This is a genomic window from Delftia sp. PE138 (assembly GCF_018320755.1).
In the GTDB taxonomy this organism is placed as follows: domain Bacteria; phylum Pseudomonadota; class Gammaproteobacteria; order Burkholderiales; family Burkholderiaceae_C; genus Comamonas; species Comamonas tsuruhatensis.
On the sequence record NZ_JABEPN010000001.1, the window covers coordinates 1014917 to 1027427 of the forward strand.

Consider the following 12511-nt stretch of genomic DNA (forward strand, 5'->3'; position numbering starts at 1 on the left):
TAAGAATGAGTCAAACACTCTCTGCATCCATGCTCCTGGCGGTGCCGCTGGCACCGCTGGCGGGTTCCGCGCTCGCGGGTATCTGGGGCACGGCCTTCGGCGGCAACAAGATCGGTCGCGGCGGCAGCCATTCCCTCACGATTTTGGGCGTGCTGATCGCCTTCATCCTGTCGGCCATCACCTTCAACAGCGTGATCTTCGACGGGGCGCGCTTCGACCAGTCCATCTACACCTGGATGGAAATCGGCGGGCTGAAGATGGAAGTCGGTTTCCTGATCGACAGCATCACGGCCATGATGATGTGCGTGGTGACCTTCGTGTCGCTGATGGTGCACATCTACACCATCGGCTACATGCAGGAAGATGACGGCTACAACCGTTTCTTCTCCTACATCTCGCTGTTCACCTTCTCCATGTTGATGCTCGTCATGAGCAACAACCTGCTGCAGCTGTTCTTCGGCTGGGAAGCCGTGGGCCTGGTGTCGTACCTGCTGATCGGCTTCTACTACAACAAGCCCTCGGCCATCTTCGCCAACATGAAGGCCTTCCTGGTCAACCGCGTGGGCGACTTCGGCTTCATCCTGGGCATCGGCCTGATCGCTGCCTACACGGGCACCATGAACTACGGCGAGATCTTCGCCAAGCTGCCCGAGATCCAGAACACCCTGCTGCCGGGCACCGGCTGGCTGCTGGTGACGGTGACGGCCATCTGCCTGTTCATCGGCGCCATGGGCAAGTCGGCCCAGTTCCCGCTGCATGCCTGGCTGCCCGATTCGATGGAAGGCCCGACCCCCATCTCGGCACTGATCCACGCCGCCACCATGGTGACGGCCGGCATCTTCATGGTCTCGCGCATGTCGCCGCTGTACGAGCTGTCGGACACGGCACTGAGCTTCATCCTGGTGATCGGCTCCATCACGGCGCTGTTCATGGGCGTGCTGGGCATCATCCAGAACGACATCAAGCGCGTGATCGCGTACTCCACGCTGTCGCAGCTGGGCTACATGACCGTGGCCCTGGGCGCCTCGGCCTACTCGGTGGCCGTGTTCCACCTGATGACCCACGCCTTCTTCAAGGCCCTGCTGTTCCTTGGCGCCGGCTCGGTGATCATGGGCATGCACCACAACCAGGACATCCGCTGGATGGGCGGCGTGCGCAAGTACATGCCCATCACCTGGATCACGTTCCTGCTGGGCAACCTGGCGCTGATCGGCACGCCGTTCTTCTCGGGCTTCTACTCGAAGGACGCCATCATCGAGGCCGTGCATGCCACCAACCTGCCGGGTGCTGGCTTCGCCAATTTCGCGGTGCTGGCCGGCGTGTTCATCACGGCCTTCTACTCCTTCCGCCTGTACTTCATCGTCTTCCACGGCAAGGAGCGCTACGACCAGAATCCCGATGCGCACCACCATGGCCACGATGACCACCACGCCCATGACGACCACCACGGCCATGGCCACGATGCCAAGCCGCATGAGTCGCCGCTGGTCGTGACCGGCCCGCTGATGCTGCTGGCCATCCCCTCCGTGGTGATCGGTGCCCTGGCACTGATGCCCATGCTGTTCGGTGATTTCTTCAAGGGCGTGATCCACGTCGATGGCAGCAAGCACGGCGCCATGGCCGAGCTGGCCGAGAAGATCCACGGCTGGGTGCCCATGGCGCTGCACGGCTTCACGGCCGCGCCGTTCTGGCTGGCACTGGCAGGCGTCGTCGTCTCCTACCTGTTCTACATGGTCAAGCCCGAAGTGCCTGCCGCCATCAAGTCGTCCATGCAGAAGATCGGTGTCTACCAGGCACTGGAGGGCAAGTACGGCGTGGACTGGGTCTACGAGAACATCTTCGCCCGCGGCGCACGCGCCTTCGGCAGCTTCTTCTGGAAGGTCGGCGACCAGGCCATCATCGATGGCGGCATCGTCAACGGCTCGTGGAAGCTCATCGGCCGCATCGGCCAGTGGGTGCGCAAGCTGCAGTCGGGCTATCTCTATCACTACGCGTTGGTCATGCTGCTGGGCGTGTTCGCTCTCATGACGTATTTCGTGTGGCTCAACAAGTAGTAGGGGAAGAACAAAAATGCATTGGTTGAGTCTTTCAATCTGGGTGCCGATCGCCTTCGGCGCCCTCCTGCTGGCCCTGGGCCGCGAGGATCAGGTCAAGGCAGTGCGCTGGCTGGCCCTGGTCGGCGCGCTGGCAGGCCTGGCCGTCACGCTGCCGCTGATACAGCAGTTCGACAACAGCACGGCTGCCATGCAGTTCGTGGAGAAGGCGCTGTGGATCGAGCGCTTCAACATCCACTACCACCTGGGCGTGGATGGCATCTCGTTCTGGTTCGTGCCGCTGACCGCCTTCATCACCGTGATCGTCGTGATCGCGTCGTGGGAGAACATCACCGAGCGCGTGAACCAGTACATGGGCGCCTTCCTGATCCTGTCCGGCCTGATGGTCGGCGTGTTCAGCGCGCTGGACGGCCTGCTGTTCTACGTGTTCTTCGAGGCCACGCTGATCCCGATGTACCTGATCATCGGCATCTGGGGCGGTCCCAACCGCATCTATGCGGCCTTCAAGTTCTTCCTGTACACGCTGATGGGTTCGCTGCTGACCCTGGTCGCCGTGATCTACCTGTACACCCAGTCGGGTGGCAGCTTCGAGATCCTCGACTGGCACAAGCTGCCGCTGTCCATGACGGCCCAGACGCTGATCTTCTTCGCCTTCTTCGCGGCCTTTGCCGTGAAGGTGCCGATGTGGCCGGTCCACACCTGGCTGCCCGACGTGCACGTGGAAGCGCCCACCGGCGGCTCCGCCGTGCTGGCCGCCATCATGCTGAAGCTGGGCGCCTACGGTTTCCTGCGCTTTTCCATGCCCATCGCACCCGATGCCTCGCACAAGTGGGCCTGGCTGGTCATCGCCCTGTCGCTGATCGCCGTGATCTACGTGGGCGTGGTCGCCCTGGTGCAAAAGGACATGAAGAAGCTGGTGGCCTACTCGTCCGTGGCCCACATGGGCTTCGTGACCCTGGGCTTCTTCATCTTCAATCCGCTGGGCATTGCTGGCGGCATCGTGCAGATGATTGCCCACGGCTTCGTGTCGGGCGCCATGTTCCTGTGCATCGGCGTGCTCTACGACCGCGTGCACTCGCGTGAAATCGCTTCCTACGGCGGCGTGGTCAACACCATGCCCAAGTTCGCGGCCTTCGCGCTGCTGTTCGCCATGGCCAACTGCGGCCTGCCCGCGACGGCCGGCTTCGTCGGCGAGTGGATGGTGATCCTGGGCGCCGTGCAATACAACTTCTGGATCGGCCTGGGCGCTGCCACGGCGCTGATCTTCGGCGCGGCCTACACGCTGTGGATGTACAAGCGCGTCTACCTGGGTCCTGTCACCAATGACAATGTGCGCGGCCTGACCGACATCGGCAACCGCGAGTTCCTGGTGCTGGGTCTGCTGGCCATCGCCGTGCTGTACATGGGCCTGTATCCCAAGCCCTTCACTGACGTGATGGATGTGTCCGTGGCCGAGCTGCTCAAGCATGTGGCCATGAGCAAGCTGCAGTGACCAGACTGAAACGAGAGAATCGAGATGATTGACAACATCAGCTGGCTGGCCATCTATCCGGAGATCCTTCTCCTGGTCATGGCCTGCGTGATCGCCCTGGTGGACCTGGGCGTCAAAAGCCCGCGCCGCACGGGCACCTATGTTCTGACACTGCTGACCCTGGGCGTGGTGGCCGTGCTGCAAGGCATGTATGCCTCCAGTGGCAACACGTTCTATGGCTGGGGCAACATGGTCGTCTCCGACGCCATGGGCAACTGGCTCAAGTGTTTCGCCACCGTGGCCATGATGGTCACCCTGGTCTACGGCCGACCCTATGCCGCTGACCGCGACATGCTGCGCGGCGGCGAGCTCTTCACGTTGGCCATGCTCGCGCTGCTGGGCATGTTCATCATGATCTCGGGCAACAACTTCCTGGTCATCTACCTGGGCCTGGAGCTGCTGACGCTGTCCAGCTACGCCCTGGTGGCGCTGCGCCGCGACCACACGGCTTCGGTCGAGGCCGCGATGAAGTACTTCGTGCTTGGCGCCATGGCCAGCGGCTTCCTGCTGTACGGCATGTCCATGCTCTACGGCGCGACCGGCTCGCTGGACATCGGCCAGGTGTTCAAGGCCATCAACTCGGGCGAAATCAAGCACCAGGTGCTGGTGTTCGGCCTGGTCTTCGTGGTCTCCGGCCTGGCCTTCAAGCTGGGCGTGGTTCCCTTCCACATGTGGGTCCCCGACGTGTACCAGGGCGCTCCCACGGCCATCACCACCATGATCGGTGGCGCGCCCAAGCTGGCGGCCTTCGCCATCGTCATCCGCCTGCTGGTGGACGGCCTGCTGCCGCTGGCCATCGACTGGCAGCAGATGCTGGCCGTGCTTGCCATTGCCTCTCTGCTGATCGGCAACCTGGCCGGCCTGCAGCAGACCAACCTCAAGCGCATGCTGGCCTACTCGACCATCTCGCAGATGGGCTTCGTGCTGCTGGGCCTGATGTCGGGTGTGGTCGACGGCAAGGTCGATCCGGCCACCGTCGAGAACGCCTACAGCTCGGCCATGTTCTACGTGGTGACCTATGTGCTGACCACGCTGGCCGCCTTCGGCGTGATCCAGCTGCTGGCCCGCGAAGGCTTCGAGAGCGAAGAGGTCGCCGACTTTGCCGGCCTGAACCAGCGCAGCCCGCTGTATGCCGGCGTGATGGCGATCTGCCTGTTCTCCATGGCCGGCATTCCGCCCCTGGTCGGCTTCTACGCCAAGCTGTCGGTGCTGCAGGCGCTGGTGGCTTCGGGCCACAGCCTGTACATCGCCCTGGCCGTGTTCGCCGTGGTCATGTCGCTGATCGGCGCCTTCTACTACCTGCGCGTCGTCAAGGTCATGTACTTCGATGAGCCCATCACCGCCACCAGCGTTTCCGCTTCGCTGGACGTGCGCGTGGTGCTGACCCTCAATGGCGCCCTGGTGCTGGGTCTGGGCATCCTGCCCGGCGGCCTGATGGCCCTGTGCGCCGACGCCGTCGTGCGCGCCCTGGCTTCCTGATCCACTTTCCCTGTGCAGGGCCTTGCGCGCAAGGCCCTGCGGTGAGGACATCGGCTTGTCGCAAACCGCTTCGATCTGGCTCGTGATATTGGCTGCCCTTGTGGCAGCCAATTTGCCTTTCTTCAACCCCCGCTGGCTGCAGCTGGGGCCGCTGCGCACCCAGCGCAAGCCGCTGGCCCTATGCCTGCTGGAGATGGTGCTGCTGTACTTCATCGTCGGCGGCGTGGCGCTGCTGCTGGAGCGCCGCGTGGGGCAGATTGCACCCCAGGGCTGGGAGTTCTATGCCATCACGGGGGCGTTGTTCCTGACACTGGCATTCCCGGGTTTCGTCTATCGTTTCCTGATTCACCGCCGCGGCTGAGGCCGCGGTGCCGGTTGCTTCATGGATGAGGGTGCGCGATGAAAGTGCTCGACCTCCATTGCCCGCAGGGCCATCTCTTCGAGGGCTGGTTCGCCTCGGAAGAGGATTTCCAGAGCCAGCTGCAGCGCCAGCTGGTGCTGTGCCCCGTCTGCGGCCACAGCGACATCACCAAGCGCCTGAGCGCCCCCCGCATCAATCTTGGCGCCAAGCCTGCAAGCTTGCCCCCGGCTGCGGCGGCAGAGCCTGCTGCAGCCGCCTCGGCCGCCAGCGCGGCAGCCGCTGCTTCAACGGCCATGCCGCCCCAGGCGCGTGAGCAATTGCAGGCCATGCAGGCCGCCTGGCTGCAGTGGTCGCGCAAGGTCGCGCAGCAGACCGAGGACGTGGGCGAACGCTTTGCCGATGAAGCCCGCCGCATGCACTATGGCGAGACCGAAGAGCGCGCCATCCGCGGCAAGGCGAGTCCCGAGCAGGCCATGCAATTGCTGGACGAAGGCATTGCCGTGGTTCCATTGGCCTTGCCGCAAGGCAGCAAGGAAACGCTGCAGTAACTTGCTCCGGGCACATGCTGTCTTGGCGGCGACAATTGCGCTCATGGCGATCGATCGCCAATTCCCATGCCAGGCAATCACCTGGTGCTATTAATTGAATAGCGCTTTGAGTCGCTTTGTCGCCATTCAATTGATGGGGCGACAAACCCAAGCATATCCGCGGCTTTTCGCATAGTGACTGAGCAGGCCACAGGGAGATTGCCCCCCTGGGTGTTTCCCGTAAGGCAGCAGACATTGGTCGCTGTCTGCCAAGCCGCAAAAAGGGTAGTTTGCTATCTCTTTGGAAGCGCTCTGGCCTTCCGCGTGGGCGTCGCCGGGCCGAGGTGATGGAGAACCCTAGGGCCCGCCTGCAGCCGCGGCGCCTTGCAGCCCCGTGACTGCTTGATTATTTCAAGTGTGAGTGGTTGCTTCTTGTTTTTGCGGCGACTCGTCTTGATGCGCCATGCTGCAGTGCGGGGCAGGGCCTGTGCTTAGGAGCACCTACGTAGGCGTTTTCCCGCTGCGGTGCACAACGTCGGCAAGCCTACGATGCGTCCGACCCTGCACAACGCCCACCAGAGCCTCTGGCGACGCGTTGGCGGCTGGCAGCATCAACGGAGCAGGCGAAGCGCACATGAGCGACGTTATTCTCGAAACCCGGAACCTGACCAAAGAGTTCAAGGGATTTACGGCGGTGAGCAAGGTGGACCTTTCGGTGCGCCGCGGCTCCATCCATGCCTTGATCGGCCCCAATGGCGCAGGCAAGACCACCTGCTTCAATCTGCTGACCAAGTTCCTGGAGCCCACCTCCGGCACCATCCGTTTCAACGGCGAGGACATCACGCAGGAGGCGCCGGCGCAGATCGCGCGCCGTGGCGTGATCCGGTCCTTCCAGATCTCGGCCGTCTTCCCGCATTGCACGCTGCTGGAGAACGTGCGCATCGGCCTGCAGCGCAAGCTGGGCACCGAGTTCCATTTCTGGCGCAGCGAAAAAAGCCTGTCCATGCTCAATGACCGCGCCATGCAGCTGCTGTCCGAAGTCGGCCTGCAGGACCTGGCCGACGAGGTCACCGTCAACCTGCCCTATGGCCGCAAGCGCGCGCTGGAGATCGCCACCACTCTGGCCATGGAGCCCGAGCTGATGCTGCTGGACGAGCCCACCCAGGGCATGGGCCACGAAGACGTGGACCGCGTGACCCAGCTGATCAAGAAGGTCTCGGCAGGCCGCACGATTCTCATGGTGGAGCACAACATGAAGGTGATCTCCACCATCGCCGACCGCATCACGGTGCTGCAGCGCGGCGCCGTGCTGGCCGAGGGGCCATACGAGGAAGTTTCGCGCAACCCGCAAGTGATGGAAGCGTATATGGGCACCACCGACGGCCAGTTGCAGGGAGCGCATTGAGATGACTGCACCGGCATTGGAAATCAAGGGCCTGCAGGCCTGGTACGGCGAATCCCATGTGCTGCACGGCATGGACCTGGTGGTCCAGCCCGGCGAGGTGGTCACGCTGCTGGGACGCAACGGCGCGGGCCGCACGTCCACGCTGCGCGCCATCATGGGGCTGACGGGCGCACGCAAGGGCTCGATCAGGATCAATGGCGTGGAGGCCATCCACCTGCCCACGCACCGCATTGCCCACCTGGGCGTGGGCTACTGCCCGGAAGAGCGCGGCATCTTCTCCAGCCTCTCGTGCGAGGAGAACCTGATGCTGCCGCCACCGCTCAAGACCGGCCAGCAGGGCATGAGCGTGGACGAGATCTACGCCATGTTCCCCAACCTGGCCGAGCGCCGCCACAGCCAGGGCACGCGCCTGTCGGGCGGCGAGCAGCAGATGCTGGCGGTGGCGCGCATTTTGCGTACCGGCGCGCGGCTGCTGCTGCTCGACGAGATCTCCGAAGGCCTGGCCCCCGTCATCGTGCAGGCGCTGGCCCGCATGATCACCATGCTGCGCACCAAGGGCTACACCGTGGTGATGGTGGAGCAGAACTTCCACTTCGCGGCGCCGCTGGCCGACCGCTTCTACGTGGTCGAGCACGGCCATGTGGTCGAGCGTTTCGGCGCGGCCGAGCTGCAGGCCAAGATGCCCGTGCTCAACGAACTGCTCGGAGTCTGACCTGGATATCCATCGTGGCTGGCGCCTGGGGCTCGCCGGCTGCATTCCTGCCATGGCCCTGTGACAAAAAACCCAAGACATCAACGCGAAGGAGACACCAATGAAAGCAAAACTGACCGCACTGTCGTGCATGCTGGCCGCCGCCGGCCTGGCCAGCCCGCTTGCCATGGCACAGGAGAAGGTGAAGATCGGCTTCGTGACCGACATGTCCAGCCTCTATGCGGACGTGGAAGGCAAGAATGCCGTCACCGCCATGCAGATGGCCATCGATGACTTCGGCGGCAAGGTGCTGGGCCAGCCCATCGAGCTGCTGAGCGCCGACCACCAGAACAAGGCCGACATCGCCGCCTCCAAGGTGCGCGAGTGGGTGGACACGCAGGGTATCTCGCTGGTGTTCAGCGGCACCAACTCCGGCACGGCCCTGGCGGTGTCGCAGGTGGCCAATGAGAAAAAGCGCGTGCACTTCAACAGCGGCGCAGGCTCGTCGGCGCTGACCAACGAGCAGTGCAATCCCTACACCGTGCACTACGCCTATGACACCGTGGCCCTAGCCAAGGGCACGGGCACGGCCGTGGTGGAGCGCGGCGGCAAGGACTGGTTCTTCCTGACGGCAGACTACGCCTTCGGCCACGCGCTGGAGAACGACACCACGGCGGTGATCAAGGCCAAGGGCGGCAAGGTGGTGGGCGGCGTCAAGCATCCGCTCAACGCCTCGGACTTCTCGTCCTTCCTGCTGCAGGCGCAGGCCTCCAAGGCCCAGATCCTGGGCCTGGCCAATGCCGGTGGCGACACCATCAACGCCATCAAGGCGGCCAAGGAATTCGGCATCAACAAGAGCATGAAGACCGTGGGCCTGCTGGTGTTCCTGACCGACATCCACAGCCTGGGCCTGAAGAACACCGAAGGCATGCAGTTCACCACCAGCTGGTACTGGGACCAGAACGACGCGGCGCGCAAGTTCGCCGAGCGCTTCTTTGCCAAGACCAAGCGCATGCCCACCTCCATCCAGGCCGCCGACTACTCGGCCGTGACCAGCTACCTCAAGGCCGTGCAGGCCGTGAAGTCCACGGATGCCGACAAGGTCATGGCCCATCTCAAGAGCACGCCCATCGACGATTTCTACGGCAAGGGCTCGATCCGTCCCGACGGCACCTTTGCCCACGACATGTACCTGGTCGAGGTCAAGAAGCCCGCCGAGTCCAAGAAGCCCTGGGACTACCTGAAGGTCGTGGCCACGCTGCCCGCCGACCAGGTCTGGACCACCAAGGCCGAGACCAAGTGCGCGCTGTGGAAGTAACGCCGCGCCGCCACTGACCCCCAACCGCCACCCGGCCAACCACGACAGCTGCATCCCATGGAAATCTTTGGTGTTTCCCTGCCAGGCCTGATGAGCCAGCTCCTTCTGGGGCTGGTCAACGGCTCGTTCTACGCCATCCTCAGCCTGGGGCTGGCGGTGATCTTCGGCCTGCTCAACGTGATCAACTTCGCCCACGGCGCGTTGTTCATGCTGGGCGCCATGGTCACCTGGATGGCCATGAGCTACTTCAACATCAACTACTGGGTGATGCTGGTGCTGTCGCCGCTGCTGGTGGGCCTGCTGGGGGTGCTGATCGAGCGCTTCCTGTTGCGCTGGATCTACAAGCTCGACCATCTCTACGGCCTGTTGCTGACGCTGGGCCTGTCGCTGCTGATCGAGGGCCTGTTCCGCTCGGTCTACGGCGTCTCGGGGCTGGGCTATGACACGCCCGAGCTGCTGGAGGGCGCGACCAACCTGGGCTTCATGATCCTGCCCAACTACCGCGCATGGGTGGTGCTCGCCTCCATCGTGGTCTGCGTGGCCACCTGGTTCATGATCGAGAAGACGCGCATTGGCGCCTACCTGCGGGCCGGCACCGAGAACCCGCGCCTGGTCGAGGCCTTCGGCGTCAACGTGCCCGTGATGATCACGCTGACCTATGCCTTCGGCGCGGCCCTGGCCGCCTTTGCCGGCGTGCTGGCGGCGCCCGTCTACCAGGTCACGCCGCTGATGGGGCAGAACCTCATCATCGTGGTCTTCGCCGTGGTGGTGATCGGAGGCATGGGCTCCATCATGGGCTCCATCCTCACCGGCCTGGGCCTGGGGGTGATCGAGGGCCTGACCAAGGTCTTCTGGCCCGAGGCATCGTCCACCGTGGTGTTCTTCATCATGGTCATCGTTTTGCTCATCCGCCCCGCCGGCCTGTTCGGCAAAGAGAAATAACAAGAACGAGGACAAGGGGCCGACCACATGAAATCCAAGACTCTCGTTCAACGCATTGCCCCCTGGGGCTATGGCCTGCTGCTGCTGGGCCTGCTGGCGGCGCCCCTGCTGGGCGCGTATCCGGTGTTCGTGATGAAGCTCATGTGCTTCGCACTGTTCGCCTCGGCCTTCAACCTGCTGCTGGGCTACACGGGCCTGCTGTCCTTCGGCCACGCGGCCTTCCTGGGCGGCGCGGCCTATGTGACGGGCTACGCCATCAAGGGCTGGGGCTTCACGCCCGAGCTGGCCATGCTGGCCGGCACGGCCGGCGGCGCGCTGCTGGGGCTGATCTTCGGCTGGCTGGCCATCCGCCGCCAGGGCATCTACTTTTCCATGATCACGCTGGCGCTGGCCCAGATGCTGTTCTTCGTGTGCCTGCAGGCGCCCTTCACGGGCGGCGAGGACGGGCTGCAGGGCGTGCCGCGCGGCAAGCTGTTCGGCCTCATCGACCTGGCCAGCGACATGACCATGTACTACGTCACGCTGGTCATCGTGGTCCTGGCCTTCCTGCTGATCGTGCGCACCATCCACTCGCCCTTCGGCCAGGTGCTCAAGGCCATCAAGGAGAACGAGCCGCGCGCGACCTCGCTGGGCTACGACGTGGCGCGCTTCAAGCTGCTGGCCTTCGTGATCTCGGCCGCGCTCACGGGCCTGGCCGGTTCGCTCAAGACCGTGGTGCTGGGCTTTGCCACGCTGTCGGATGTGCACTGGACCACCTCCGGCCACGTGATCCTGATGACGCTGATGGGCGGCCTGGGCACGCTGTCCGGCCCCATCCTGGGATCGGCCGTGGTGGTCATGCTGGAGAACAAGATCGGCGAGTTCGGCCTCTTCCTGCAGCGCCTCACGGGCGTGGAGTGGTTCTCCACGCTGGGCGAGTCGGTGACCATTGTCACGGGCCTGATCTTCGTGGTCTGCGTGCTGCTGTTCCGCAAGGGCATCATGGGCGAGCTGATCGTCCGGCTGCAGAAAAAGCGTATCCCTTGAGAGCCGGGTTGGGACGGTTTCAAGGGGGTGGGCTACGTGCCCATGCTGTTGACTGCCATAGCTACAACTGCAGCGGCCGGGCGTAGCCCGTCATCTCCAGGTATCCCTGACCGGCTCGCGCCTCCTGGCCCGGGCCGGTGGGCTTTTGCAGGCTGCACAGGCCCTCCCAGTAGATGGCGCCGGTGGAGGCGCTGCTGTCCAGCTCCTGGTCATCGACCAGGGCGTTCACGATGAAGCGGCCTGCGGGCGTGTCCACCTGCCATTGCACGGGGTAGCGCGCTCCGCTGGCAGGGCTGCTCCAGTGGCGCAGCGGCGTGAACTGCACTGCATCGTGGGCGAAGACCTGCAGCGTGCCATCCACACCGCGCAGCGAGCCGCCGGCCCACAACGCGCTGCCATCCGCCCGTCGCACGCGAAAGGCCGTGAGCGCGCCGCCGTCGAACAGGTTCATGCCTATCCAGTCCCAGCCCACGGCCTCGGGGTGCAGCAGGGCCTGGCTCCATTCATGGTCCAGCCAGGCGCGGTTGTCGCCGGGTTCGCGTGCGGCTTCTATCGCCATGCGCTGGCCTGCCAGTTCCAGCGTGCCGCTCACCTGCAGCTGCGGGCGGCTGTAGTAGTAGCTGGCCTGATCGGGTTCGGGACCCTTGCGCGACAGGCCGGCGCGGCCCTGCAGCAAGGGGGGCAGGCGGGTGTCAAAGTGCAGGTCCAGGGCGAATGTGCTGCTGCGCAGGCGCGTGGTATAGCGCTCGGCAGCGCCTTCATCGGTGCGGGCCAGCGACCAGTCCTGCAGCCGCACGTCGGCATCGGTCTCGCTGGCCTGGGCAATGCCGAAGCCCGCGCGCGCAATGCGCTGGTCGTGGTGCAGGCGAGCGCCCTGCACATCGCACAGCGCCGCATGGGCAAACAGCAACTGGCGCGCTGCAAAGGCGGAGCGCAGCTCCTGCGTGGCCTGTACGCGCGACCGGAAGAAGGTGATCTGGAAACCCCAGGCCCGGCCCGCTGCGCGTGCCTGGCCGGTGATGTACCACCACTCGGTGCGCAGCCCGGGGTGGCTGCCGTGGTCGCGCGGGAAGACCAGCGTGCGTGGCGGCAGTGCCTGGGCGGGCAGTCCTGCCGCCGCCAGGCCCAGGCCGGCAGCCAGGCCCAGAAGATGGCGGCGGGGCAGGGGCATCATGGA

11 protein-coding genes are annotated in these 12511 nt (G+C 64.5%); 10 read left to right on the forward strand and 1 reads right to left on the reverse strand.

Annotated elements, in window-relative coordinates:
- The first annotated feature begins 5 nt into the window (after window positions 1-5).
- From nuoL to HFGMBDPB_RS04645, 10 genes are all read left to right on the forward strand, one after another.
- Window positions 6-2054, forward strand: a complete 2049-nt coding sequence (nuoL, locus tag HFGMBDPB_RS04600; RefSeq protein ID WP_026062052.1) for an NADH-quinone oxidoreductase subunit L — start codon at window positions 6-8, stop codon at window positions 2052-2054.
- 16 nt (window positions 2055-2070) lie between these two features.
- A complete protein-coding gene (locus HFGMBDPB_RS04605) occupies window positions 2071-3546 on the forward strand; it encodes an NADH-quinone oxidoreductase subunit M (RefSeq protein ID WP_046239124.1) in 1476 nt (491 codons plus the stop codon).
- Window positions 3547-3570: 24 nt separating this feature from the next.
- Window positions 3571-5064 (forward strand): NADH-quinone oxidoreductase subunit NuoN, encoded by a 1494-nt coding sequence (nuoN, locus tag HFGMBDPB_RS04610; RefSeq protein ID WP_047469209.1) that lies wholly within the window; start codon window positions 3571-3573, stop codon window positions 5062-5064.
- Window positions 5065-5119: 55 nt separating this feature from the next.
- A complete protein-coding gene (locus tag HFGMBDPB_RS04615) occupies window positions 5120-5425 on the forward strand; it encodes a DUF2818 family protein (protein ID WP_016447700.1) in 306 nt (101 codons plus the stop codon).
- A gap of 38 nt (window positions 5426-5463) precedes the next feature.
- A complete protein-coding gene (locus HFGMBDPB_RS04620; protein ID WP_034363788.1) occupies window positions 5464-5973 on the forward strand; it encodes a DUF1178 family protein in 510 nt (169 codons plus the stop codon).
- 613 nt (window positions 5974-6586) lie between these two features.
- Window positions 6587-7357: an ABC transporter ATP-binding protein gene (locus HFGMBDPB_RS04625; RefSeq protein ID WP_016447698.1), complete on the forward strand. Its 771-nt coding sequence runs from the start codon at window positions 6587-6589 to the stop codon at window positions 7355-7357.
- A 1-nt stretch (window position 7358) separates the two neighbouring features.
- Window positions 7359-8069 (forward strand): ABC transporter ATP-binding protein, encoded by a 711-nt coding sequence (locus tag HFGMBDPB_RS04630; protein ID WP_016447697.1) that lies wholly within the window; start codon window positions 7359-7361, stop codon window positions 8067-8069.
- 100 nt (window positions 8070-8169) lie between these two features.
- Window positions 8170-9366: an ABC transporter substrate-binding protein gene (locus HFGMBDPB_RS04635; protein WP_016447696.1), complete on the forward strand. Its 1197-nt coding sequence runs from the start codon at window positions 8170-8172 to the stop codon at window positions 9364-9366.
- A gap of 57 nt (window positions 9367-9423) precedes the next feature.
- The gene (locus HFGMBDPB_RS04640; protein ID WP_012206960.1) at window positions 9424-10308 is read left to right on the forward strand and encodes a branched-chain amino acid ABC transporter permease; all 885 of its coding nucleotides are present in this window, start codon (window positions 9424-9426) and stop codon (window positions 10306-10308) included.
- 27 nt (window positions 10309-10335) lie between these two features.
- Window positions 10336-11334 (forward strand): branched-chain amino acid ABC transporter permease, encoded by a 999-nt coding sequence (locus HFGMBDPB_RS04645; protein WP_212644989.1) that lies wholly within the window; start codon window positions 10336-10338, stop codon window positions 11332-11334.
- 61 nt (window positions 11335-11395) lie between these two features.
- Here HFGMBDPB_RS04645 and HFGMBDPB_RS04650 read toward each other — a convergent pair whose 3' ends face one another.
- Window positions 11396-12508, reverse strand: coding sequence for a lipocalin-like domain-containing protein (locus HFGMBDPB_RS04650; RefSeq protein ID WP_212644990.1), 1113 nt, complete (start codon window positions 12506-12508; stop codon window positions 11396-11398).
- Between the last annotated feature and the right edge of the window lie 3 nt (window positions 12509-12511).

Bases quoted from the DNA above. Each gene is read 5' to 3' on its own strand.
- nuoL (WP_026062052.1), top strand. From the start codon at position 6: ATGAGTCAAACACTCTCTGCATCCATGCTCCTGGCGGTGCCGCTGGCA.
- HFGMBDPB_RS04605 (WP_046239124.1), top strand. From the start codon at position 2,071: ATGCATTGGTTGAGTCTTTCAATCTGGGTGCCGATCGCCTTCGGCGCC.
- nuoN (WP_047469209.1), top strand. From the start codon at position 3,571: ATGATTGACAACATCAGCTGGCTGGCCATCTATCCGGAGATCCTTCTC.
- HFGMBDPB_RS04620 (WP_034363788.1), top strand. From the start codon at position 5,464: ATGAAAGTGCTCGACCTCCATTGCCCGCAGGGCCATCTCTTCGAGGGC.
- HFGMBDPB_RS04625 (WP_016447698.1), top strand. From the start codon at position 6,587: ATGAGCGACGTTATTCTCGAAACCCGGAACCTGACCAAAGAGTTCAAG.
- HFGMBDPB_RS04630 (WP_016447697.1), top strand. From the start codon at position 7,359: ATGACTGCACCGGCATTGGAAATCAAGGGCCTGCAGGCCTGGTACGGC.
- HFGMBDPB_RS04635 (WP_016447696.1), top strand. From the start codon at position 8,170: ATGAAAGCAAAACTGACCGCACTGTCGTGCATGCTGGCCGCCGCCGGC.
- HFGMBDPB_RS04640 (WP_012206960.1), top strand. From the start codon at position 9,424: ATGGAAATCTTTGGTGTTTCCCTGCCAGGCCTGATGAGCCAGCTCCTT.
- HFGMBDPB_RS04645 (WP_212644989.1), top strand. From the start codon at position 10,336: ATGAAATCCAAGACTCTCGTTCAACGCATTGCCCCCTGGGGCTATGGC.
- HFGMBDPB_RS04650 (WP_212644990.1), bottom strand. From the start codon at position 12,508: ATGATGCCCCTGCCCCGCCGCCATCTTCTGGGCCTGGCTGCCGGCCTG.